This window comes from Streptomyces sp. NPDC058459, from assembly GCF_042721685.1.
Taxonomy (GTDB): Bacteria; Actinomycetota; Actinomycetes; order Streptomycetales; family Streptomycetaceae; genus Streptomyces.
In genome coordinates this window covers 23,713-41,541 of the sequence record NZ_JBHXLV010000003.1, presented here as the reverse complement: position 1 = coordinate 41,541, position 17,829 = coordinate 23,713, and the positions used below count along the sequence as shown (strand labels likewise).

Sequence of the window (17,829 nt, the reverse complement as noted above, 5' to 3'; positions counted from 1 at the left end):
GGACGCTAGAAGCGGCGTGTTCGCCGCGCGAGCTTGCGCGGGTCCATCTCGCCGTCGTCGTCGCCTTCGGACGGGTCGAGGCCGCCTCCCAGGGCGGACGGAGCCTTCGGGGCGAGGAGAGACTGAAGCGACTTCGCGTCGGCCTCCAGCTCCTCGGGAGTCGTGCCGTGCAGCCGCCCGGCCAGCTCCTCGGGAAGGTCGAACTTCCTGGCCACGGTGCCGATGAGCACCGAGCGCTCCAGCTCGGCGTTCTTCTGCTTCACCTCGGTTAGCGCAGCCTCGAACTCTTCGGGGCTCTTGGCGCCCGAGAGCTTCGTCTCCGCATCGCGCAGACGGGTGCGGTAGCCCGCGGCTTCGCCCCGGACCTTCGCGAGTTCCTTGCGCGCCCAGTCGGGCAGCTCGTCTTCCGGCGTGCCCGACGTTCCGCCGGCACCGGCTTCAGGGTTCGGCGTCTGCTCGTCCGGCTTGTGGCTGGGCGGGGTTTCGCCGGTCTGCTCGCCGGGCTTGTTCTCGACGGGGGTCTGTTCGGGCAACGTCACGCCTCCGGGGCTGTGTCGGTGGGTTGCCGCGCCTCCTGGGCTGCGGCCTGTTTCGCTTCGCGCTGCTTGGCGCGGATGAACCGGCGCCAGACGGTCACGGCCGCCTTGCCGGTGTGGCCCTTGGTGACCTTCGGCCACAGAGCCTCGTACTGCCGCGACAGCGCGGTCAGTTCGCTCGACTGGTACTGATCCCGATTCCAGATCGGCATCGCGTAGCAGTGGCAGTTGTCGTGGTACTTGTCGCCGTCGTTGAACAGCGCGGACTCGCGGGACTTGTAGACCGGACCACGGCTGATCAACATGGCGCACCAGCCGCACGGGGTGCCCGTACGCGAGAGCCGGACGTATCCGAGGGCGCGCCGGTCGCGGGACATGTGCGTCCAGTTCGAGGACCGGCCGCCGTTCATCGCGACTCGGGAGGCCGCTGCCGCCTGTTGGGCCCCGGCCTGCCGGTGTGCGTCGTCAGGGTTGGCGTCCTCGACGGTCATGCGCCGGTCGAGGTTCGAAGTGCCGAGGGCCTCCAGGACCAGCCGGAGTTCTTCCTCGGCCTGGCGCTCGACGCGCTCCTCCTCATCGCGCAGCCCTTCCAGCTCCTCGACGAGGATGCGGTCCCAGTCGTCCTCGTCGTCGTCGACCGGTTCAGCGGGCGAGGCGCTGGCGTTGTCCGGCGGGGAGGTCTCGTCTCCATCGGTGCCGGCGGGGCTCGGAGACCGGCTTTCGTCCGCAGGTGGCGGACCAGAGGGCCGCTCGGCGGGCGCTTCGTAGGTACCGGCCAGCTCCGCGAACTCTCGCCGAAGGTCGGCAAGGGTCACATGGTCCGGCTCGGGGTGATACGGGTCTGCGATGGTCGAGCCGGTCTGAAGCGCTCGCGCGAGCCGGTAGTAGGCCCGCGCCAGGTCGCGCGACTGTCGGCGTCGAGACATGACGAGGGTGATGGCCTTGCGCAGCCACCCGCCCACCGTTGCCGCCCGGCCGTCGACCGGCACCTCCGCCCACAGGGAGAGGGCCTCAGCTGTGGTCTTCGCGCCGATCTGCGTCAGGGCCTCGTGGTACGCGGCCGAGACCTCGTCGGTCTCGGCCTGCTTCGTCTTCCTCGTCACGCAGCCACCGGCACCGAATCCGCGGTGACCGGCTCAGGCGTCGCACGGTTGAGCGCGGACGCGAGCTGGCCCACCGAGTCTTCTTCGTCCGCTAGGTCGTCCCACTCGTCCAGCTCGGTTTGCGTGACGTTCGGGACTCGCTTCCACAAGCCCTTTGCGGGGATGCCGAGTTGCTCGCGGAGCTTGCCCAGGGCGTCAGCAGCCTGCGCGAGGGAGCGCTGCTCCATGTCCCGCCAGATGACCTCGCCCGTGAAGTCGTCCGCGCCGGGCGCCTGGCCCAGCTCAGCCGCCAGCCGGAAGATTCTTTCCCAGGCTTCGCCGAACACGGTCCTGAACTCCTGGATGCGTCGGCTCAGGGAGGTCTCGGCGGCCTGGAGGGCTTCGGCCGAGAGGTTGGCGATCTGCCCGAGTAGGTGATGCGGGGGGACCTGCGCGACCGCACTGAGGTGCCGGATACTCATGTCGATGGACTCGATGAAGCCCCCGAGCGGGGTCTCGTCCAGGCTTCCGAATTTGGTGTCCGCATCTTCCGCGAACAAGAACCTCTTCGCGTTGTGGTTGATCGGCAGGGGGATCGGGTTGCCCTGCTCGTCGTAGATGACTTCGCCCGTCTCCGGATCACGCTGGACCGGCGGGGCCATGCCTGTGACCGTTCTGACCTTCACGGAGGCGTAGGTCTGCGCCACCAACAGGTCGAAGATCGTTTGATTGATGCGGTCCTGGAGCGCGATCATCGGCTCGATCACCCCGACCGTACGGCCTTCGAGGTCGACGGACGCGGCGAAGCGCGTTACGGGGCACTCGGATGCGCCGTGCCGGCGGGGCGCGCCGACCTTCACACCGTCCTCGTCGTCCAGCCCCTTGAAGGTGACCGCGTACTCGGTGAGCGCGTCCCACATCCGGGCCCGGCCGACCGTCTCGCCCGAGGGCCAGGCGGTGACGGTCAGGGCGGCGTAAGGTGTGTCGTCGTTCGCCGGGTCCTCGTAGAGGGCGGCTGTGCGAAGCGCGGAAAGCCCCTTCGTCAGAACCGTCCCGCCCGCGCGCTCGGTCAGGGCGAAGGCGTGGCCGTAGGTCAACGCGCCTTTGTAGATGGCCGATTGACGGGCGTCGAGACGAGACCGCTGCCAGTGCTCCCACTGCGGGGAGGACAGGTTTGCCGCCGAGTTGCCGCTCGAATCGTCGCCGGAACGGAAGCCATCGACATACAGCGCCTGAGTCGGCGTCGACACGAGAAGCGGCATCCAGTTGGAGATCGCGCGCTTCGCGAGGAGCCGGTACTCGTCATCCGCCATCGCGGGCATGTACGGGTCGTCGTGCCTGCCGTGCAGGTAGTCGTCGATCCGGGTCAGCCGGTCCTTATCCCTGCCCAGGATGGCGAGGAGCTGCCGCGCGAGCGCGGCAGGCGACGTGTCGGTCAAGAACTCACCACCGTGGTACTAGGTTAAAATAGCTACAGGAAGAAGCCCCGACCGGTCCGCTTCCGGACCTTCTTGCCACGGGCTCGGAGGTCGACGAGGGCCTCGTGCGCGAGCATCAGCGCGGCGTAGGCGTCGACCTTTTTCGGCGACTCCCGGCTCTCCTTGCCGAAGGAGATGCCGTAGTTGTTCGAGCGACGCATCGCGTTCAGCGTGTGCCGGCGGAGCTTGCGGTCGCCGTCGTGCTTGAGCTTGCGGTCGAAGACCGACCGCATCAGCCGCTCATGCGCCATGGTGGAGAGCTTCAGGCTGGAACGCATGTCCCAGCCGATCGCGTCCTTGCCCGGTGCCTTCACGGCCAGGCCCTCGCCGTACGCGGCGTCCCACTCGGAGATGTAGCTCTCCCACAGGGCCACGTCGGCGTAGAACGCCTTCACGTCGAAGACGCGGAACGCGTCGTGCACGGCGCTGTCGACCTGGGAACGCGGGACCTGCCAGCCGTCGCCCTTCGGCCCGTCCGGCTTCTCCCACAGGCCCAGGACGAAGGCGGCCATGTCGGAGGTGCGGACGGCCAACAGGCAAGTCGCATCGTCGGTCTTGCCGCCGTCGAAGCCGAGGGTGATCTCGTCGCCGGGGTCGAGGCGGAGGGCCTCGTCGCGCAGGACATCCCACTCGGCCGGGCCGTACAGGGCGTCCTCGGAGGCGACGATCTGGTTGAGCCACATCCGCCGGGAGCGGCTCGGCGCCATCGTCGTGTCGAGGATCGACTGAAGGATGGTCTCCACCCGCAGCCACACGGCGTCGCCGCGGATCTTCGGCAGGACGATCCGCATCGCCTCGGGCGTCAGCGGCGTGGCCGGGTGTGCCTCGATCGAGTCGTACATGAAGCCGATGTCGGAGGCGCGGCCTTCGAGGATCTTCTCGAACGCCTCGCGCATCTTCTCGGCCACGGAGTCTTCGCCGGGGAGGTAGGCGTTCGTGATCGCGAGGTAGCGGGCGTCCTTCTTCGTCGCGTTGCCGTCGATTGTCTCGTACATGCGGTCGCCGCCGTTGCCGGTGACCCAGTGGTGCGTTTCATTGAGAACTACGAACGTGGCCCGCTAAGGACCGCGCCCCCTCAAGGGCGCGGTAACTACTGGTCACCGCCTCAAGTCGTTGCCGGCCGCCGTTCGCGCGGATCAGCTCGGCTCCGGCCTTGATGCCGTACGTCTCGATCATCCGCTCGGAGATCAGGGACGGCATCAGCGTCATCGTGTTGCGTGTCTGGTCGCGGCTGACGGCTGCGATCTGGACCCACGCCTGGGGGTGCGGGACGCCGACCGGCTGCCCGTCCGGGCCCCAGTGGGAGAACCGCGAGGGTCCGACGAACTCGACGAGGGAGACCACGGCGAGCAAGGGGTCCTTGCCCTAAGCCCCAGCCCTTGAGGCGCTGAAGGACTCCCTTGCGGTGGACGAAGCGGCCGTTCTCGTCGACCGCGTACCACCACAAGACGAAGCGGAGCTGCTCGCGCGTGAAGCGCCAGGGCCCGCCGTTCTCGGCGTTGATGTACTCGGCACACCATCCGGCGATCTGCCAGCCGAGCGTGCGCTCGGGCAGCGTCCAGGAACCGTCGGGCTTCTTCAACCATGTGGGGCCGAGGAACGTCGGAACGAGTGCGTCGATCTCTTCTTCTGTGAGGGCTGGAATGGGACTCACCTCCCTTCGTCGGTTGGGCCGCCCGGAGGGCGGCTCACCTACTCGGCGAGCCCCAAGTCCTGCTTGTAGTCGGCGATGGCGAGGACAGCCGCAGACTGCACCTCGGGCTCGGGCTCGTGGAGTTCGATGCGCACGCGGCGCCGGTCGCCCTCTGCGACGAGGAGTCGTTCGAAGGCGGAGTAAATCGTCTGAAGCATCTGGCCCGACCGCTTCCCCGACTTCTTGTAGTAGGAGAGGTCTTCGCACAGCGAGTAGGCCAGGGCCCAGTCGGACTGCTGGTAGAAGTCGGCCTGGCCGGACTCCTTCAGGGAGTCCCACAGTCGCTTCGCGATCGGGTGCCAGTTCCGGTCGGCGTTCGGCGCCTTCGCCGGGCGGGCCAGGCCGCGCGTCACGGACTGGACTTCCCCGCCCTTGCGCTCGCGGGGGCGGGCCAGGTCGGCTTCGCGGTTGGGTACGGGGCCGGGCACTGGCTCACCTCCATTCGGGTCAGGTCAGAACGCGCCGCCGGTCAGGAAGTGCGTCGACAGCCAGGCGCAGAAGGCGAGGAGCACGAAGCGGCGCAGCCGCACGGAGCCGGTGACGGTCGGGCGGGGCTCGTCGTGGCGGCCGATGCCGAACCACTTCCAGACGTGTTCGGACAGAGTGTCGCCTCGGTCATCTCGGGCAAGGGCTACTCCTTCGATCACTGCGAAGGCCCCGAGCCAACTGACCCAGAGCCACGACCAGATATCCATGTAGGTCAGGGAGGACTCGAACCCCCGCGCGCGGTGTATGAGACCGCTGCTCTTACCCGCTGAGCTACTGACCCTCGCCGGTTCACATGAGGCCGGGATGTGCCTCGGTCCTACGGAACCGGCGATCAATGCGCCGCCGCTGAACGGCGAGCGCGAGCGCGCCTTCGCGCGACGACTTGGCCCGGTGATGAAACCCGCAGAGCGCTCTCAGGTTGGTCTCTCGATGGTCATCACCAGGCACGATGTGGTCCACGTCCGTGGCCAGCTCCTCGCAGCGCTCCCCGTACTGATCGCGGTGAGTGCAGCGGTGGCCGTCGCGCCGCAGGATGCGAATCCGGATACGCGGCCAGTCCGCCGGCAACCTCTCGTGCCGGTCCGAGCCGGACCAGTTCGGCATCACACCTCCAGGTCGAGGAGCGCGGCGAACGCGAGCGCGGCCTGCTGGGGCACGACGCCGTTGCCGAGGATCTGGAGCTGCTGCCCGCGCGTGAGCCGAGGGATCGCGGTGACGTGGCCGAGGGGGAGGCCCATCAGCCACTCGACCCATTCGACGGTCACGCGAGGGCCGCCCTTGCGTCCGGCCTCCGTGGGCGGAGGGGCGGCGCGATCGGTCACGTGCTCCCACTGCCGGATCGCCGGGGCGTACTCGCCCCACCAGTGAGCGGGAGAGTGCGGACCGGTCACCGCGGATTCGGGCTCGCGACCTTCGCGGATCGCCTCCGAGTAGGGCAACGAGTAGCAGGCTTCGTCGTCGAGGGTCGGTCCGTGACCACCAGCTCGGCGTTCGGCCGGCGGACGGGCACCGCCGTTACTGCCGAGATTGCTCGTCGGGGTTTTCAGGGGTCGCGATACAGAACCACCGGTCACGGAGATGAGGGGCGCGAGCTGCGGTAGCTCGTACGCACACCCACCGCGCGCTGTACCCGATCTCGGCCAGGTCACTGAGGACGACTTCGAGGCCCCGCGTCCGGATGTTCGAGACGTTTTCCAGGAAGAGGATTCGCGGTCCAATGACGCGAACTGCGTCAAGGACGTTGGTCCATACTCCAGAGCGAGCGCCTCGAATTCCAACCCGGTTCCCCGCAATCGAGATGTCCTGGCAGGGGAAACCTGCGGTTATCGCGTCGACCTTGCCGACGAGTTGGGCCCAGTCGATCTCTCGGATATCGCCGAGATTCGGAGCGTCCGGGTACCTCATGGCGAGGACTGCGCTCGGGCCGGGCGCAGTCTCAGCGACGTACGCCACACGACCGCTGACCAGGGGGGCTACAGCCATACCCAGACCGCCGTACCCGGCGCAGAGTTCGAGGAGCTTCAAGCAGACCCTCCTGAGCGAAATACGTACGTACGTACTTCGCCTTCGCCAGGTGGCCCATTCGGGCCAAGCCTGCAATTCGTCTATGCGCAAGGCGTCTTCATGCTGGCGAGCCCCGCCAGGGGCTCAAGCCTCGCGAGCCTTGCGACTTACGTACTTACACTTATAAGTCGCTAGTTGATCTTGGTTTCGGAAAGGCAAGGGCACGTGACGTGCATCACACTTCGGCGGGACCCGAAGGGCGACGGCGAAGAAGTGCAGCGGCGAAGGGGTGATGCCGCCCGAAAGGGCGGACAGGGCGAAGACGGCAGGCGGCTGACGCGGCCGGAGGCCGCCCCTTCAGGAAGCCTCGAAGACGTACTTCAGCCTGGCGAGCGCCACTGAAGTCGACCAGGCTATGTCGGGTGATTGCCTGACAGGTTAGGGGTGGGTCCGGTAGATGTGTGCGTGTGACTGACTCCACGCCCGAGGACGGCGAGCCCACATCCTTCGGCCAGAAGACGAGGAACTGGTACAGGGAGCACAAGCCGAAGATCCGTGCCGTCGGCTCCGTGACCTTCGCCGTGGGCATGGCTGTAGTCGCACATCTGGTCGCGAGGCAGGACGCCGACACGTACGAGGTCGAGGCGTACGAAGCCGAAGGCGACGCGGATTCCGAATCGCTCCCTGCCGCTGAAGCCGTGGGCGAGCCTCGACAGTCCCCTGACCCGTTCGTGCGGAACCTCCCTGCGGGGCAGAACGCCAGCGAGGAGAAGAAGGCGCAGTACAAGGCGGAGACAGGGGGCGATCTCGAACCCGGTACCACCTACGTCCACCGCCTACAGGGCGAGGACCCCGGCGAAGCCGCAGCCTGAGCGCCTGGACTAGGGTCGCCGCGACCTCTCATTCCTGAGCAGTGCCGGCGGTGGCCCCACAGAATGGTCGGATCAGTGCTGACCTGCGCATATCTGCGGCAACGACGAGTGACGCGGGCGCCCTCGTCGACCTTGAAACCGTGGCAGAATCCGAGCTGCTAAGACGTGGCGGCTCTTTCGACGCGCGCGAAGGGGTCATATCCCCACCCATCCCGTCACGCCCGCATCGCTGTGCACTCACCCGCGTCTGTCCGCTTTCGCGTGCTTCGGTGCGCCTGCGCTCACGTGTACGCGCGCGCAGTGGCTAAGGACTCCAGGGCTGAAGATCCGGGGTTGCGCCGTCCACGGGCGAAGGTGTTAAGGTGTGACCACACCGCAGCGAACGCCACGGCAACGGGGCGAACGAAGCGGGGCACGCAGGACGGCAGGGCCGCAGCACTCGCAAGGGAATTGCGGAACACGCCAGACAGTGTGTTAAGGTAGTACCAACACCGAGCGAACGGGCCGCAAGGCCAAGCCGCTCACCTCGGACCTTGGTCCTGGGGTCGCGAAAAGAGATCGCGGCGCTGACCGAACCGAGAGCGTGTTAAGCTAGTACCAGACGGCAGGCCCCAGGGTCCGCCTCACGAACACAGCATGTCGCCTGAGCAGGACAACCCCTCTCAGGTACGCAGGGCACAGACGGGCTTGAAGCCGCGTACGCAAGAGGTGGGGCATCCCACCGTCGAGGGCAAGCGCAGCCGAGACGACATCGAACCCCTGGGGTACAGCCAACGTGCTTAGCGCCGGACCTTCGTCCGATACTCGCTCTGCGCGGTCCTGGTGAAGCCGCGAACCACCCCCTATGGGGGGTAGGCGTGGTGGGAAGTGCCTGCCGGATGCCCGGCAGGGGCGACGCTAGGCAAGCCGCGCGGCCAACCATGTTGACCAGGGCTCACCGTTCATCCGAATGGTCCGGCGAAAGCCGGTCCGGACGGGCCGAACGGCCGGAAGCGGCCGAACGGCGGGTGATGCGAACGGTGAGTCCCGGTGGTCGGAGTAATCCCGCCGCCGAGTATCCAGAGAGATCGACACCCACCCCCATCAGCAAGGCCCCTCCCGGAACGGCTTCGGCCGGGTCCGTGCCTCGAAAGCAGGAGGGGTCGCCAGCTCCCCGTGCCGCCGGCATGGGTGAGCTATGTCGCCAGGTCAACCGGTCTGGCGTCTCTTCGGAGCCACTGTTAAGGTAGTTCCAATTCCGGGAGGCAAGGTCACATGACTGAGTACGTCTTCACTGCCACCGACCGCCAGTACGGCAAGCGGGTCGGCCTCAAGAGGGCCGAGGGCGACTTCCGGTGCTGTCAGTGCGTGGACTTCAGCTTCTACGAGCGGGAGGCCGACGCCAGCGACGCCGAACAGCGCTGCACCTACTGCGGCGGCTTCGTCTTCATCGTTCCCGAGCAGATCGCCCAGCTTGAAGCGCCCAAGCCGGTCCGTCCGGTCAACCTCGCGAAGCGCGAGGTCCAGGGGTTCGACCTGCTGACGATCTCGTACAACCTCGGCCGTCGACTCCAGGATGTGTCCTTCGCGTACGACAAGGCGCGTCAGCGGATCGCAGAGCTTGAGGCCCAGCCCACCGAGCGCGAGAACGTCGCGCTCGTCGCTCTCTGAGCCCTGCATTTTAAGGTAGTTCCAAGGCGCCCCTTCCCGACACAGGGAGACAGGGAGGGGCGCCCCGCTCGAAACGCGAGGACAGATGATCAGCTACGAGTGCGACGACGACACCATGAGCGAGTACGCCGGGAGACTGCTGGAGCGCCCCACCAACTTCGGCACGTCGGACGACCGCCTGTACCGAACCCACGCACCCGTCATCGGCTGCGCCGACAACGCCGACGACCTCATGGCCGAGTCCAACTTCCACGTGGCCCTCGACCTGCTCCGCTCCGCCGCCGACACCGGTCGTACGGATACCGAGATCTCGGACGAACACGTGGTCAACGCAGGCATACGCCACTGGGGCTGGGGGAGTTGCTCCCAGGTCTTCGTGCAGGTCTACGCCGACGACGTGATGCTCTGCCGGAAGTGCGACAGCATCGCCGACTGGGCCGTCAGTCGGAAGAAGCACGGCCGCCGCCGCTTCCTGTGCGCCTCCTGTAAGAGCGACTGGGAATGGGACACCGAGCGGTACGGGCTCCCTGCCCTCACCCCGATCAAGTACCGCCCGAAGTTCACCGCGGCCTGGCGCGAGGCGTGCTCGATCCTCTCCGCCCTGGAGGGCTACGCCGTGCTCGACGACTCGGACTACTCCGAGCGTGAGTGGGAGCGCTGGCAGTCGAACGTGAACGAGGCCATGGAGCGAGCCCAGCGCGAGTACGAGGACGACACCGAGATCCAGTCCGCCGAGATCGCTGACTCCTGCTACGAGGAACTGAGCGAACTCTTCGGTCACGAGCCGGACTGCGGCATCGACTGGCAGAAGGTCGAAGACATCTACCGCAAGGCCCGCGACACCTACTTCACCACCATTGCGAACGAGCACCTGAACGCCCCGATCGCGGGCCAGCTCGCCTTCGCCTGACCGGCAGGGGAGATCCATGCCCGCCGGCACCGAGCCCCCGTGGGTCGATGGTCTCCGCCGAGCCCTCGAAGACCACGCGGCGAAGATCCACATCTCGTACGACAACAGCTCGGGCTACCTCGCCCTTGACCTCCTGGTCGTCACCCGAGTCCGCCGTGACCAGGGGACGGGTACCGCGATCATGCGGGCCCTGACCGCCGAGGCCGACCGGCATGGCGTGCCGATGGCACTCACCCCGGCTGCGGACTTCGGGGGCAGCGTCCCCCGCCTGCGGACCTTCTACCGCCGCTTCGGCTTCACCAGCAACCGAGGCCGAGGCAAGGACTACGCGACCAGCCACGCCATGATCCGGCGCCCCGCACGCAACTCCCGTACTAGGAAGCCAACTTGAACACGCACGACTGCGATTTCTGCAACCTCAAGGGCGCCGCCCGCTGGCTCTACATCCTCGCCGACGACCGACCTCTGATCGGCCTCGGCAACGACTCGGGTGACGTGGCACTCATGCCCGACGACGGAAAGTGGCGCGCTTGTATCGGATGCGCCCCACGCATCGACGCAAAGGACATGAGCGGCCTCCTCCGGCGCGTGAAGGCGCACCTCGGAATGGTGCTGCCCATAGGCGACTTCCAAATCGCATTGTTCACAGCCCAGTTCACCACCGTTATGGAGTTCACCGCGTCCAAGAAGCGGATCTGACCAGCAATACGAGCGCAAAGGCGAAACCCCCGAAAGGGGGTCGGCGGGAGGCGGTTCCTCCCCCCTGACGAAGCCAGCCAGCGTGTCGGCCATATGCACCGAGCGAATGCGAGGACCCATGTCCGCAGTGCAGGAATCCGTACGCATCAACACCGTTACGGCGCCCGGATACCACACTCAGATCACCTTGAACGGTCCGACCATCACCGTGGTCCGCCGTGGAAAAGACGGCTCCGAGATCGGGGGCTGGAACCACACCTACACGACCGACGAAGGCTTCACCGACCCGCAAGCATACGCGATCGACGCGTACCGATACGAGATTGCCCGGCGCATAGAAAAGGGCGACTTCTACGACAGCCGCTCGCAGGAAGTTGTGGGCGCAACCTACGAGGGCGAGAAGGCCCGCATCCGAGCCGACATGGCAATAGCCGCTCGCTTGCCCGTCTGGGAAGCCATCGGCTTCATGGGCCGCTACGGCGCGACCCTGGCCCGCCTCGCCGACGCCTACACCGCTCCCGAGGTCACCTGCTCCATCCTCACCCGCTACGCGGACGAGGCGTACGACGCCGCACTGAACGCTTGACCTTCCAACTCGCCCTGAATCGAGCGCACATGTACGCCCCTACTCAACTCATGCCCCGAGTCTGGATCGGCTGCCTGGCCTGTTACAACGACGGTCGCCTGGTCGGCGACTGGTACGACGGCGACACCGCGGACGACGTGACCCCGGAGGACCTCCACGGCCGCCCCACCTCCCACGAGGAGCTGTGGGTCATGGACCACGACGGCTTTAGCGGCGCCCTCGACGGAGAGTGCTCGCCGTGCCAGGCCGCCGAGATAGCCAGGGCTCTGGCCGAGCTGACCGACGACGAGTCGAGCGCCTTCGCCGCCTGGTTCCAGCTCTATGCACAGCCCGACGAGCGCGCCGAATGGGTCGAGAAGTTCCGCGCCGACTACTGCGGATTCCATGACAGCGAGGCCGATTTCGCCCGCGAGTGGTTCGAGGACACCTCCTCCGAGGAGGAGAAATCCCGGCTGACCCAGTGGCCGTTCTACGACATCGACTGGGAACGCGCCTCGCAAGAACTTTTCACCGGTGGATTCACCTCCGAGGACACATTCGGCGGCATCCACGTCTTCTACGCGGCCTGACCCCCACAGATACGAGAGAGCCCCAACATGATGCCGTCCATCACCCACCCGGACTCTATGCAGCTCGACAGGATCAAGAACCTCGTAGCCGAGGTGCTCAAAACGTGCCGTGAAGTCGAGGAGTGGCGTAACGACTACGACCCTGCCTCGCAGGAGTGGTACACGCTCATCAACCTGGCCCGGACCGCCGAGAGCCTTGTCCTCTCCCTCCCTGTCGAGATGCTCCCCGAGGCCGAATGGCGCTGGGTCAGTACGTCCGAGTACGCGGCTGTTGACGAAATCCTCGACGCGCTCAAGGAGGCCGGGAAATGAAGTTCGGCCACCTCCTTGCCGCAGGCTTCGTCGGCGCGATCATCGCGCTCGGAGCCCAGGCCGCCGGCACCCAGTCGCAGGCCGACCAGCCCGCCCCGGTCGCCCGTGACACCCGCACCTTCGACGAGCGGATGCAGGACCAGGGCCGTCAGGACTGGGGCGACATCGACGGCCACAAGGACTGCTGGGCCCATGTCGGCGACACCTCGTACGTCCTGTGCCGTGACGGCTATCGCACCTCTTCCTGAACCAGACACCGATCAAGGAAACCGCCATGCCCCGACCCAATAGCAAGCACGCCGAAGCCGCCGCGAAGGCCGTCTTCGACCGATACGTGGCCGAAGGCCACACGTCTCAGCACGAGGCTGACATGGCGCTTCGTGGCGGCCTTCCCGACATCCTCGCCGCCCTCGCCGTGCAGCGGATCACCGGAGTCCCAGAGGAGGAGACGACCGCCGCCCTCCAGGCGAAGGTCACCGCAGATCGGCTCCTCCTGAACGAGGCTCGGGGACATCGCGCTCGGCGATGCGCCCGCCTGCGACTCATGGCCGCCGAGGTCGCCCTCGCCGCATGGGACGGCATCCGCCGAGACCTGGACGGGTTTCTCGCGACCGTCACACCCCGCTGACCCGGCTCCTGCCGCCCCGGCCGCGACGCCGGGGCGGCCTCCCGAAAGGCCACACATGCCTACCGCGCCTTCCCGCTCCACGTTCCTGCCCGACACCAAGCGCAACCGCGACTCCTTCGCCGCCGCCTGGCTCCGTGCGCTCGAACTCGGCTACACCACGCGAGCCGTACCGGTCGACGAACCGGAGGGCTGCACCAGAACCCGTTGCGTCGGAGTGCACGAGGGCTACCCCGGCAGCGAACACCGCTGGGCCCTGCACTGCCTGTTGTGCGGCATCGACATCGAGCCCTACCCCAGCCACATGCGGGAGCGCACCGGAAAGAACCCGGCACCGCCCCGCCGCCACAAGGGCTGCGAAGTCTCCGGAGCCAGCCGCGCCAAGAAGCGCGCCGCCCGGTACCTCGAACTCGGCCTCGCCATCCCGGCCTGGGACACGGACGCCCGCTCCGCGCTCCTCGGCTGACCGATCACCTACACCGCGAAAGAGACCCACATGACGAACGTGCTCGACACCACCGACGACGGCCGCTACCGCGTCCGCCTGGTCCACGACGACCACGCACCCAACCCCCGCCACGACCGCGACACCCGGGTCCACGTGATCACCATCGACACCCACCTCGGCCAGTACATACCGGTCGACCGCGACGGCGGCCCGCTCGCCGAAGCCTGGCACCGCGTCTGCTGGAACCGCTGGGCGGGCGTGGACATCTTCACCCGCTACGTCTCCATCTTCCACGGTGGCCTCGTCCTGGAGTCCGCGCCAGCCAAGGGTGCCCGCTCCCTCTGGTACATGACCGGCGAGGAGATGATCGCGCTCGACGCCGGGCTCCTCTCCGAGGGCTACATCGAAGCCGAGATGGAGGAGTACGAAGCCTGGGCCGAGGGCGACACCTGGGCCTGGGTCATCGAGGAGCGCGTCGACTGGACACGCGACAGCGACGAGAGCGCATCCATGGAGACCTGGGAAGAGGTCGAATCCTGCTCCGGGTACTACGGCGCCACCTGGGCGCGAAAAGAGGCCCGCGAGGCTCTCCGCCACTTCGTCTCCTCGCGTTCGAAGGAGGACCAGGCGTCATGAAGCCGTACACCGACCGCGTGACCCTCTCGGACGGCGCCACGGTCCGAGTCCGCATCGTGCGGGGAATGACCGGCGATGCCGTCCTCCACGAGATGAACTCGAACAACTGGGCCGGGGGAGGCCGCATCTACTGGAGCGGCGGCAACCTCTACCTGCTGTTCGGTGACGAGCTGCTCGGCATGCAGAACGCACGCTTCGACATGGCCGGCAGCGTGACCCAGGCCGCCGAGAAGGCTCTCGCCTTCTTCGTCGAGTGCGCCGAGAACTGCATCCGGCACGCCAAGCACGAAGGCGTCGACATCTCCGCCTGCTACACCAACTGACCCTCCACACGCAGAGATCGAGATCATCATGAGTGACAGCAAGTACGCCCGGCACGTAGAGGTCGGCCTGCCCTTCGGGATCGTCTCCTTCGATCAGTTCACCGTCGAACCCAACGACAAGCCGTGGGATGCCCCGGCTCGCCCCTGGATCACCGCCTACGCGGTGAGCGGACCACGAATCCGCGGGACAGTGCGCATCGCCCCCGTCTTCGACGAGCGTGTCATTGAGTGGGGCAACGAGAGCCCCTGGGAGCACGACTGGGAGTTCCTGCCGACCGGCCTCTACATCGGCTACGGGCGCTCGAACCACGCGGCCTGCGAGGGCGACTTGGCCGTCTGGGGCTCGCCCCTCGCTGAAGGAACCAACGTTGTCGTCAAGCGCGAGACGATGCGCGACTTCTCGGTCCGCCGTGACGTGCCCGGCATAGGTGACGAGGCGGCCCCGCGAGGTGTCCGCGACAAGACGCGCGAGCTGATCTGGGCCCTCGTCAAGCTGCACCAGGAGAACGCCGCCCTCGTACACGAAAAGGCCACGGCGCTCCTCCGTAGCGAGCGCGAGAGTCGCGCTGGGAAGCTCCGCAAGGAGTATGCGGGTGTCGACGAGGCACTCCGCAAGCTCCAGGCCCGGCATGCTGGTCTTCGGATGCGGCTCGTGTTCATGGACGACGACGAGGCGTTCGAGTCCGAGATCGACGAAGCCGAGCCCGCTGCGGCCACCTCGTGAGACATCGCCTGCGAAGGCGACCGGAAGGGCGTCTCCAGTGCACCAAGTGCAGAGCGGCCTTCACTGGCGAGGACACGGCCGACCAGTCTCGCTTCGCCTGCCCCGGCCACCAGCTCGTTCATGGGCCTCTCCACTGCCGCGAACATGTTGTCTACCCGATGTGGACGAAGGATCGAGGCTGCGAGACGTGGGGTTGCCCGGACCCCGACCCGTCGCACCAATGGCACGGGCCGGACCCCTTCTGCGACGAGACCACGTGTGGCATCTGCCTGCACGACTGCGACTGCGACGTGTGCGAAGGGCGGGTCGCCGCCCCCGGCCTGTACCGCCTCGTCGAAAGCCGCGAAGGCTGAACACCAACCATGAGGAGAACACCATGCCCGACAAGGGCTACCGCATCCACCTGCCGGCCTTCGAGGGCAAGCACGAGGCCCTCGACTGGTTCGACGGCCTTCGTCGCAGCGGCGCACTCCCGGTCGACGCCGAGTTGTACGAGCCGGACTCGCTCGACCGGGAGCGGCACGGCTACACGGCGCGGGACCTGATCGTCGCCCCGGCCGGTGACCGCGCACCTCACCTCGCGATCCGTAACCAGCCCCGCCGCAACGTCCGACGATGACCACAACCGACTGCAAGGAAAAGATCAAGATGAACTCAACCGAACAGGCGCCGCAGCGATCCACGTGGACGACTGAGCAGCTCAGAGCCGAAGACCTCCGGCCCGGCGACGTGCTCATGCTCGATGGAGCGTGGAGGGAAGTCGTCGGAGTGTGGGGCGAGGAAGAGGGAGCCCGTGAAGAGTTGGGCGACTGCGGCCTGATGAAGGATGTGGCCCGCGCGGTGGCCCGCGCCGACGGTTACTCCTACCGCGCCGTGGCGCTCGTGGACTACAAGGCCAGCACCGATAACGGCGCCGAGTGGGAGGTCCGCGCGTTCCTGTGGTGCGAACTGGTGGCCGTTCAGGTGAAGGTGCGGGTGGAGCCGCCGGCACCCAGCTCCGCCCCGCGATCCCCGGCCCTGCAACTGGCCGGAACGGTCCGGCCCGCCTTCGGAGGAATGAAGTGACCGCGTCCCTGATCGGATTCGCCGGCATTGCCAGGTCCGGCAAGGACACCGCCGCTCAGGCTCTCCTCGACTCGGGCTGGACCCGCCGCGCCTTCGCCGACAATGTGCGGGCCATCCTGCTCGCGATGAACCCCGTCCTCGACGAGCCCTCCTACTCGCGCGGGTTCACCTCCCTGCGGTACGAGGTCGATCACTACGGCTGGGACGCCGTGAGGGAGATGTACCCGGAGGTGCGCAAGTACCTCCAGCGCCTGGGCACCGAGGGCGGCCGGGGAGTCCTCGGCGAGAACGTCTGGGTCGGCGCCCTCTTCCGAGACTTCGAGACCTGGGGCCCGGCCGTCATCACCGATGTGCGCTTCCCCAACGAAGCCGACGCGATCCGGGAGCGCGGGGGATTGGTCGTCGCGATCCGGCGCCCCGGACAAGCCCCGATCTCCGAGGCCCAGCACGTCAGCGAGACGGCGCTTCGGGGCTACCTATTCGACGATGTGATCCTCAACGACGGCTCCGTGGCCCAGCTCCATGACCGCGTGAGGCAGCTCATCCCGCTCCTCGTGTGAACCTAGTACCCACATGTTAAGTTAGTTCCATGCGAATCACTCCCCGCAAGGAAGAGGTCGCGGCAGTGGTGGCGCTCTTGGAGGACCCCACCTTCGAGAGCGCCGACCAGCTCGCCAAAGCGATCTACAAAACAGCCGCCGAACTCCTCCAGATGCGCGACCTGTTCGCCCTCGTCCACACCTGGAAAGACGGGCACCGCGGCCTCAACTTCGGCCCCTTCGGCAGTGAAGCCGAGATGAAGACCTTCGCCTCCAAGATGGCCTTCGGCGGCACCGGAAAGATCGTCAAGCTCTACAGCCCCGGCGTCATGCTCGCCAACGTGGACGGCAAAAAGGGATGGAAGGGCTATTGCTTCCACCCCGAATGCGGCCACGCCCCCTTCACGCACTCCGCCGCCAGCGCCGCCCGAGGCGCCTGCCAGATACCAACCTGCCCCTGCGGCAAGTTCCGCAGCACCTAGAAAGGCACCCACATGTACGGCCTCATCGAGCCCAACCTGTCCGACGCCGACATTGCTGAACTGCATGAGCTTCGCGGACCTCACACCACTCCGGTTCCCAACGTCTTCCTCGTCCGCCTCGCCAGCCACTTCATCAAGGCTGAGATCGACGGCGTGATCAACCCCGGCCGCCACCTCGCCGAGCGACTCGGCCTTACCCGGACGAGCGTCCTCACGTACATGCGCATGGCGCGACGACGCGGCCTCATCGAACGGAGCTAGACCCTTGAAGACCGTCGACTTCCGCCCGTGCGAGTGCGGCGTCAAGCGAGGCTTCCTCGACCAGCGAGCCGCCGAGAAGGCCCTCGGGCGAGCCCAGGCGAAGCGTGACCGGCAGGCTCAGCGATGGGAAGGGGCCCACCCGATCCACCGCGAGAACCGCGTCTACGAGTGCGACTACGGCATGTGGCACCTCACCAAGCAGTCCCGCCGCACCTATGAGGAATGCGCCGCGCGCCTCGCGGCCTAGTTTTAACCTAGTACCGGAGACTGAATCATGACCACGGAAGAGTGGGTCGAAGCCATGCTCGCGAAAGCCCCGGCCCCGACCCCAGAGGACATCGCCTGGG

Annotated in this window: 30 protein-coding genes, 1 tRNA gene and 1 other RNA gene; 21 read left to right on the top strand and 11 right to left on the bottom strand. The window is 67.0% G+C overall.

All coding sequences use genetic code 11. From position 1 onward, the window contains the following. Positions 1 to 5 precede the first annotated feature (5 nt). From ACFWN1_RS01355 to ACFWN1_RS01305, 11 genes are all read right to left on the bottom strand, one after another. Entirely contained in the window at positions 6 to 539 is a 534-nt protein-coding gene (locus ACFWN1_RS01355; RefSeq protein ID WP_381272678.1) for a hypothetical protein, read from the bottom strand. Then, positions 536 to 1,639, bottom strand: a complete 1,104-nt coding sequence (locus tag ACFWN1_RS01350) for a hypothetical protein (protein WP_381272680.1) — start codon at positions 1,637 to 1,639, stop codon at positions 536 to 538. Before ACFWN1_RS01350 ends, ACFWN1_RS01355 begins: the two co-directional genes overlap by 4 nt. Continuing rightward, positions 1,636 to 3,057: a phage portal protein gene (locus ACFWN1_RS01345; RefSeq protein WP_175512317.1), complete on the bottom strand. Its 1,422-nt coding sequence runs from the start codon at positions 3,055 to 3,057 to the stop codon at positions 1,636 to 1,638. Before ACFWN1_RS01345 ends, ACFWN1_RS01350 begins: the two co-directional genes overlap by 4 nt. Positions 3,058 to 3,089: 32 nt before the next feature. Continuing rightward, on the bottom strand, positions 3,090 to 4,091 hold the full coding sequence (locus tag ACFWN1_RS01340; RefSeq protein ID WP_254870582.1) for a terminase: 1,002 nt from the start codon (positions 4,089 to 4,091) through the stop codon (positions 3,090 to 3,092). 37 nt (positions 4,092 to 4,128) lie between these two features. Then, positions 4,129 to 4,440 (bottom strand): hypothetical protein, encoded by a 312-nt coding sequence (locus tag ACFWN1_RS01335; RefSeq protein ID WP_381272682.1) that lies wholly within the window; start codon positions 4,438 to 4,440, stop codon positions 4,129 to 4,131. A gap of 348 nt (positions 4,441 to 4,788) precedes the next feature. Beyond that, the gene (locus ACFWN1_RS01330) at positions 4,789 to 5,217 is read right to left on the bottom strand and encodes a hypothetical protein (protein ID WP_175512318.1); all 429 of its coding nucleotides are present in this window, start codon (positions 5,215 to 5,217) and stop codon (positions 4,789 to 4,791) included. 24 nt (positions 5,218 to 5,241) lie between these two features. Beyond that, positions 5,242 to 5,484, bottom strand: a complete 243-nt coding sequence (locus ACFWN1_RS01325) for a hypothetical protein (protein WP_175512319.1) — start codon at positions 5,482 to 5,484, stop codon at positions 5,242 to 5,244. Position 5,485: 1 nt separating this feature from the next. Further along, positions 5,486 to 5,558, bottom strand: a tRNA-Met gene (locus ACFWN1_RS01320). An 8-nt stretch (positions 5,559 to 5,566) separates the two neighbouring features. Continuing rightward, positions 5,567 to 5,881, bottom strand: a complete 315-nt coding sequence (locus tag ACFWN1_RS01315; RefSeq protein WP_381272685.1) for an HNH endonuclease — start codon at positions 5,879 to 5,881, stop codon at positions 5,567 to 5,569. Next, the gene (locus tag ACFWN1_RS01310; protein ID WP_381272688.1) at positions 5,881 to 6,042 is read right to left on the bottom strand and encodes a hypothetical protein; all 162 of its coding nucleotides are present in this window, start codon (positions 6,040 to 6,042) and stop codon (positions 5,881 to 5,883) included. Before ACFWN1_RS01310 ends, ACFWN1_RS01315 begins: the two co-directional genes overlap by 1 nt. A 250-nt stretch (positions 6,043 to 6,292) precedes the next feature. Continuing rightward, positions 6,293 to 6,802 (bottom strand): DNA cytosine methyltransferase, encoded by a 510-nt coding sequence (locus ACFWN1_RS01305; protein ID WP_381272691.1) that lies wholly within the window; start codon positions 6,800 to 6,802, stop codon positions 6,293 to 6,295. Between the two features lie 446 nt (positions 6,803 to 7,248). On the opposite strand from ACFWN1_RS01305, the gene ACFWN1_RS01300 reads away from it, so the two are divergent. The 21 genes from ACFWN1_RS01300 to ACFWN1_RS01200 all read left to right on the top strand — a co-directional run bounded on the left by ACFWN1_RS01300 (position 7,249) and on the right by ACFWN1_RS01200 (position 17,729). After that, positions 7,249 to 7,653, top strand: a complete 405-nt coding sequence (locus ACFWN1_RS01300) for a hypothetical protein (RefSeq protein ID WP_381272693.1) — start codon at positions 7,249 to 7,251, stop codon at positions 7,651 to 7,653. 1,254 nt (positions 7,654 to 8,907) lie between these two features. Continuing rightward, positions 8,908 to 9,303 (top strand): hypothetical protein, encoded by a 396-nt coding sequence (locus ACFWN1_RS01295; RefSeq protein WP_381272696.1) that lies wholly within the window; start codon positions 8,908 to 8,910, stop codon positions 9,301 to 9,303. Positions 9,304 to 9,388: 85 nt separating this feature from the next. Continuing rightward, a complete protein-coding gene (locus ACFWN1_RS01290; protein WP_381272698.1) occupies positions 9,389 to 10,213 on the top strand; it encodes a hypothetical protein in 825 nt (274 codons plus the stop codon). A 16-nt stretch (positions 10,214 to 10,229) separates the two neighbouring features. Next, on the top strand, positions 10,230 to 10,604 hold the full coding sequence (locus ACFWN1_RS01285; RefSeq protein WP_381272700.1) for a hypothetical protein: 375 nt from the start codon (positions 10,230 to 10,232) through the stop codon (positions 10,602 to 10,604). Next, entirely contained in the window at positions 10,601 to 10,912 is a 312-nt protein-coding gene (locus ACFWN1_RS01280) for a hypothetical protein (protein ID WP_381272703.1), read from the top strand. The genes ACFWN1_RS01285 and ACFWN1_RS01280 overlap by 4 nt, the downstream gene beginning before the upstream one ends. 18 nt (positions 10,913 to 10,930) lie before the next feature. After that, positions 10,931 to 10,995, top strand: an RNA gene (locus ACFWN1_RS01275) — hammerhead ribozyme type II. Positions 10,996 to 11,030: 35 nt separating this feature from the next. Beyond that, positions 11,031 to 11,498, top strand: coding sequence for a hypothetical protein (locus ACFWN1_RS01270; protein ID WP_381272706.1), 468 nt, complete (start codon positions 11,031 to 11,033; stop codon positions 11,496 to 11,498). A gap of 50 nt (positions 11,499 to 11,548) precedes the next feature. Further along, entirely contained in the window at positions 11,549 to 12,067 is a 519-nt protein-coding gene (locus ACFWN1_RS01265) for an antirestriction protein ArdA (protein WP_381272709.1), read from the top strand. 27 nt (positions 12,068 to 12,094) lie between these two features. Next, positions 12,095 to 12,379 (top strand): hypothetical protein, encoded by a 285-nt coding sequence (locus ACFWN1_RS01260; RefSeq protein ID WP_381272711.1) that lies wholly within the window; start codon positions 12,095 to 12,097, stop codon positions 12,377 to 12,379. Further along, a complete protein-coding gene (locus ACFWN1_RS01255; RefSeq protein WP_381272713.1) occupies positions 12,376 to 12,627 on the top strand; it encodes a hypothetical protein in 252 nt (83 codons plus the stop codon). Before ACFWN1_RS01260 ends, ACFWN1_RS01255 begins: the two co-directional genes overlap by 4 nt. 26 nt (positions 12,628 to 12,653) lie before the next feature. After that, the gene (locus tag ACFWN1_RS01250) at positions 12,654 to 13,007 is read left to right on the top strand and encodes a hypothetical protein (protein WP_381272715.1); all 354 of its coding nucleotides are present in this window, start codon (positions 12,654 to 12,656) and stop codon (positions 13,005 to 13,007) included. A 55-nt stretch (positions 13,008 to 13,062) separates the two neighbouring features. After that, on the top strand, positions 13,063 to 13,470 hold the full coding sequence (locus ACFWN1_RS01245; RefSeq protein WP_381272717.1) for a hypothetical protein: 408 nt from the start codon (positions 13,063 to 13,065) through the stop codon (positions 13,468 to 13,470). 30 nt (positions 13,471 to 13,500) lie between these two features. Next, the gene (locus ACFWN1_RS01240; RefSeq protein WP_381272720.1) at positions 13,501 to 14,088 is read left to right on the top strand and encodes a hypothetical protein; all 588 of its coding nucleotides are present in this window, start codon (positions 13,501 to 13,503) and stop codon (positions 14,086 to 14,088) included. Further along, a complete protein-coding gene (locus ACFWN1_RS01235) occupies positions 14,085 to 14,411 on the top strand; it encodes a hypothetical protein (RefSeq protein ID WP_381272723.1) in 327 nt (108 codons plus the stop codon). Before ACFWN1_RS01240 ends, ACFWN1_RS01235 begins: the two co-directional genes overlap by 4 nt. A gap of 28 nt (positions 14,412 to 14,439) precedes the next feature. Beyond that, on the top strand, positions 14,440 to 15,135 hold the full coding sequence (locus ACFWN1_RS01230) for a hypothetical protein (RefSeq protein WP_381272726.1): 696 nt from the start codon (positions 14,440 to 14,442) through the stop codon (positions 15,133 to 15,135). Positions 15,136 to 15,511: 376 nt separating this feature from the next. Beyond that, the gene (locus tag ACFWN1_RS01225; RefSeq protein WP_381272729.1) at positions 15,512 to 15,754 is read left to right on the top strand and encodes a hypothetical protein; all 243 of its coding nucleotides are present in this window, start codon (positions 15,512 to 15,514) and stop codon (positions 15,752 to 15,754) included. Further along, entirely contained in the window at positions 15,751 to 16,200 is a 450-nt protein-coding gene (locus tag ACFWN1_RS01220; protein WP_381272731.1) for a hypothetical protein, read from the top strand. The genes ACFWN1_RS01225 and ACFWN1_RS01220 overlap by 4 nt, the downstream gene beginning before the upstream one ends. Beyond that, positions 16,197 to 16,760: a hypothetical protein gene (locus ACFWN1_RS01215; protein ID WP_381272734.1), complete on the top strand. Its 564-nt coding sequence runs from the start codon at positions 16,197 to 16,199 to the stop codon at positions 16,758 to 16,760. The genes ACFWN1_RS01220 and ACFWN1_RS01215 overlap by 4 nt, the downstream gene beginning before the upstream one ends. A 29-nt stretch (positions 16,761 to 16,789) precedes the next feature. Then, positions 16,790 to 17,221: a hypothetical protein gene (locus ACFWN1_RS01210; RefSeq protein WP_381272736.1), complete on the top strand. Its 432-nt coding sequence runs from the start codon at positions 16,790 to 16,792 to the stop codon at positions 17,219 to 17,221. A gap of 12 nt (positions 17,222 to 17,233) precedes the next feature. Further along, a complete protein-coding gene (locus tag ACFWN1_RS01205) occupies positions 17,234 to 17,482 on the top strand; it encodes a hypothetical protein (RefSeq protein WP_381272739.1) in 249 nt (82 codons plus the stop codon). A 4-nt stretch (positions 17,483 to 17,486) separates the two neighbouring features. Then, positions 17,487 to 17,729 (top strand): hypothetical protein, encoded by a 243-nt coding sequence (locus ACFWN1_RS01200; protein ID WP_381272742.1) that lies wholly within the window; start codon positions 17,487 to 17,489, stop codon positions 17,727 to 17,729. The last annotated feature ends 100 nt before the right edge of the window (positions 17,730 to 17,829 follow it).

Bases quoted from the DNA above. Each gene is read 5' to 3' on its own strand.
- ACFWN1_RS01255 (WP_381272713.1), top strand. From the start codon at position 12,376: ATGAAGTTCGGCCACCTCCTTGCCGCAGGCTTCGTCGGCGCGATCATC.
- ACFWN1_RS01250 (WP_381272715.1), top strand. From the start codon at position 12,654: ATGCCCCGACCCAATAGCAAGCACGCCGAAGCCGCCGCGAAGGCCGTC.
- ACFWN1_RS01225 (WP_381272729.1), top strand. From the start codon at position 15,512: ATGCCCGACAAGGGCTACCGCATCCACCTGCCGGCCTTCGAGGGCAAG.
- ACFWN1_RS01285 (WP_381272700.1), top strand. From the start codon at position 10,230: ATGCCCGCCGGCACCGAGCCCCCGTGGGTCGATGGTCTCCGCCGAGCC.
- ACFWN1_RS01295 (WP_381272696.1), top strand. From the start codon at position 8,908: ATGACTGAGTACGTCTTCACTGCCACCGACCGCCAGTACGGCAAGCGG.
- ACFWN1_RS01265 (WP_381272709.1), top strand. From the start codon at position 11,549: ATGCCCCGAGTCTGGATCGGCTGCCTGGCCTGTTACAACGACGGTCGC.
- ACFWN1_RS01260 (WP_381272711.1), top strand. From the start codon at position 12,095: ATGATGCCGTCCATCACCCACCCGGACTCTATGCAGCTCGACAGGATC.
- ACFWN1_RS01270 (WP_381272706.1), top strand. From the start codon at position 11,031: ATGTCCGCAGTGCAGGAATCCGTACGCATCAACACCGTTACGGCGCCC.
- ACFWN1_RS01205 (WP_381272739.1), top strand. From the start codon at position 17,234: ATGTACGGCCTCATCGAGCCCAACCTGTCCGACGCCGACATTGCTGAA.
- ACFWN1_RS01230 (WP_381272726.1), top strand. From the start codon at position 14,440: ATGAGTGACAGCAAGTACGCCCGGCACGTAGAGGTCGGCCTGCCCTTC.
- ACFWN1_RS01245 (WP_381272717.1), top strand. From the start codon at position 13,063: ATGCCTACCGCGCCTTCCCGCTCCACGTTCCTGCCCGACACCAAGCGC.
- ACFWN1_RS01340 (WP_254870582.1), bottom strand. From the start codon at position 4,091: ATGTACGAGACAATCGACGGCAACGCGACGAAGAAGGACGCCCGCTAC.
- ACFWN1_RS01325 (WP_175512319.1), bottom strand. From the start codon at position 5,484: ATGGATATCTGGTCGTGGCTCTGGGTCAGTTGGCTCGGGGCCTTCGCA.
- ACFWN1_RS01235 (WP_381272723.1), top strand. From the start codon at position 14,085: ATGAAGCCGTACACCGACCGCGTGACCCTCTCGGACGGCGCCACGGTC.
- ACFWN1_RS01220 (WP_381272731.1), top strand. From the start codon at position 15,751: ATGACCACAACCGACTGCAAGGAAAAGATCAAGATGAACTCAACCGAA.
- ACFWN1_RS01290 (WP_381272698.1), top strand. From the start codon at position 9,389: ATGATCAGCTACGAGTGCGACGACGACACCATGAGCGAGTACGCCGGG.
- ACFWN1_RS01315 (WP_381272685.1), bottom strand. From the start codon at position 5,881: ATGCCGAACTGGTCCGGCTCGGACCGGCACGAGAGGTTGCCGGCGGAC.
- ACFWN1_RS01210 (WP_381272736.1), top strand. From the start codon at position 16,790: ATGCGAATCACTCCCCGCAAGGAAGAGGTCGCGGCAGTGGTGGCGCTC.
- ACFWN1_RS01240 (WP_381272720.1), top strand. From the start codon at position 13,501: ATGACGAACGTGCTCGACACCACCGACGACGGCCGCTACCGCGTCCGC.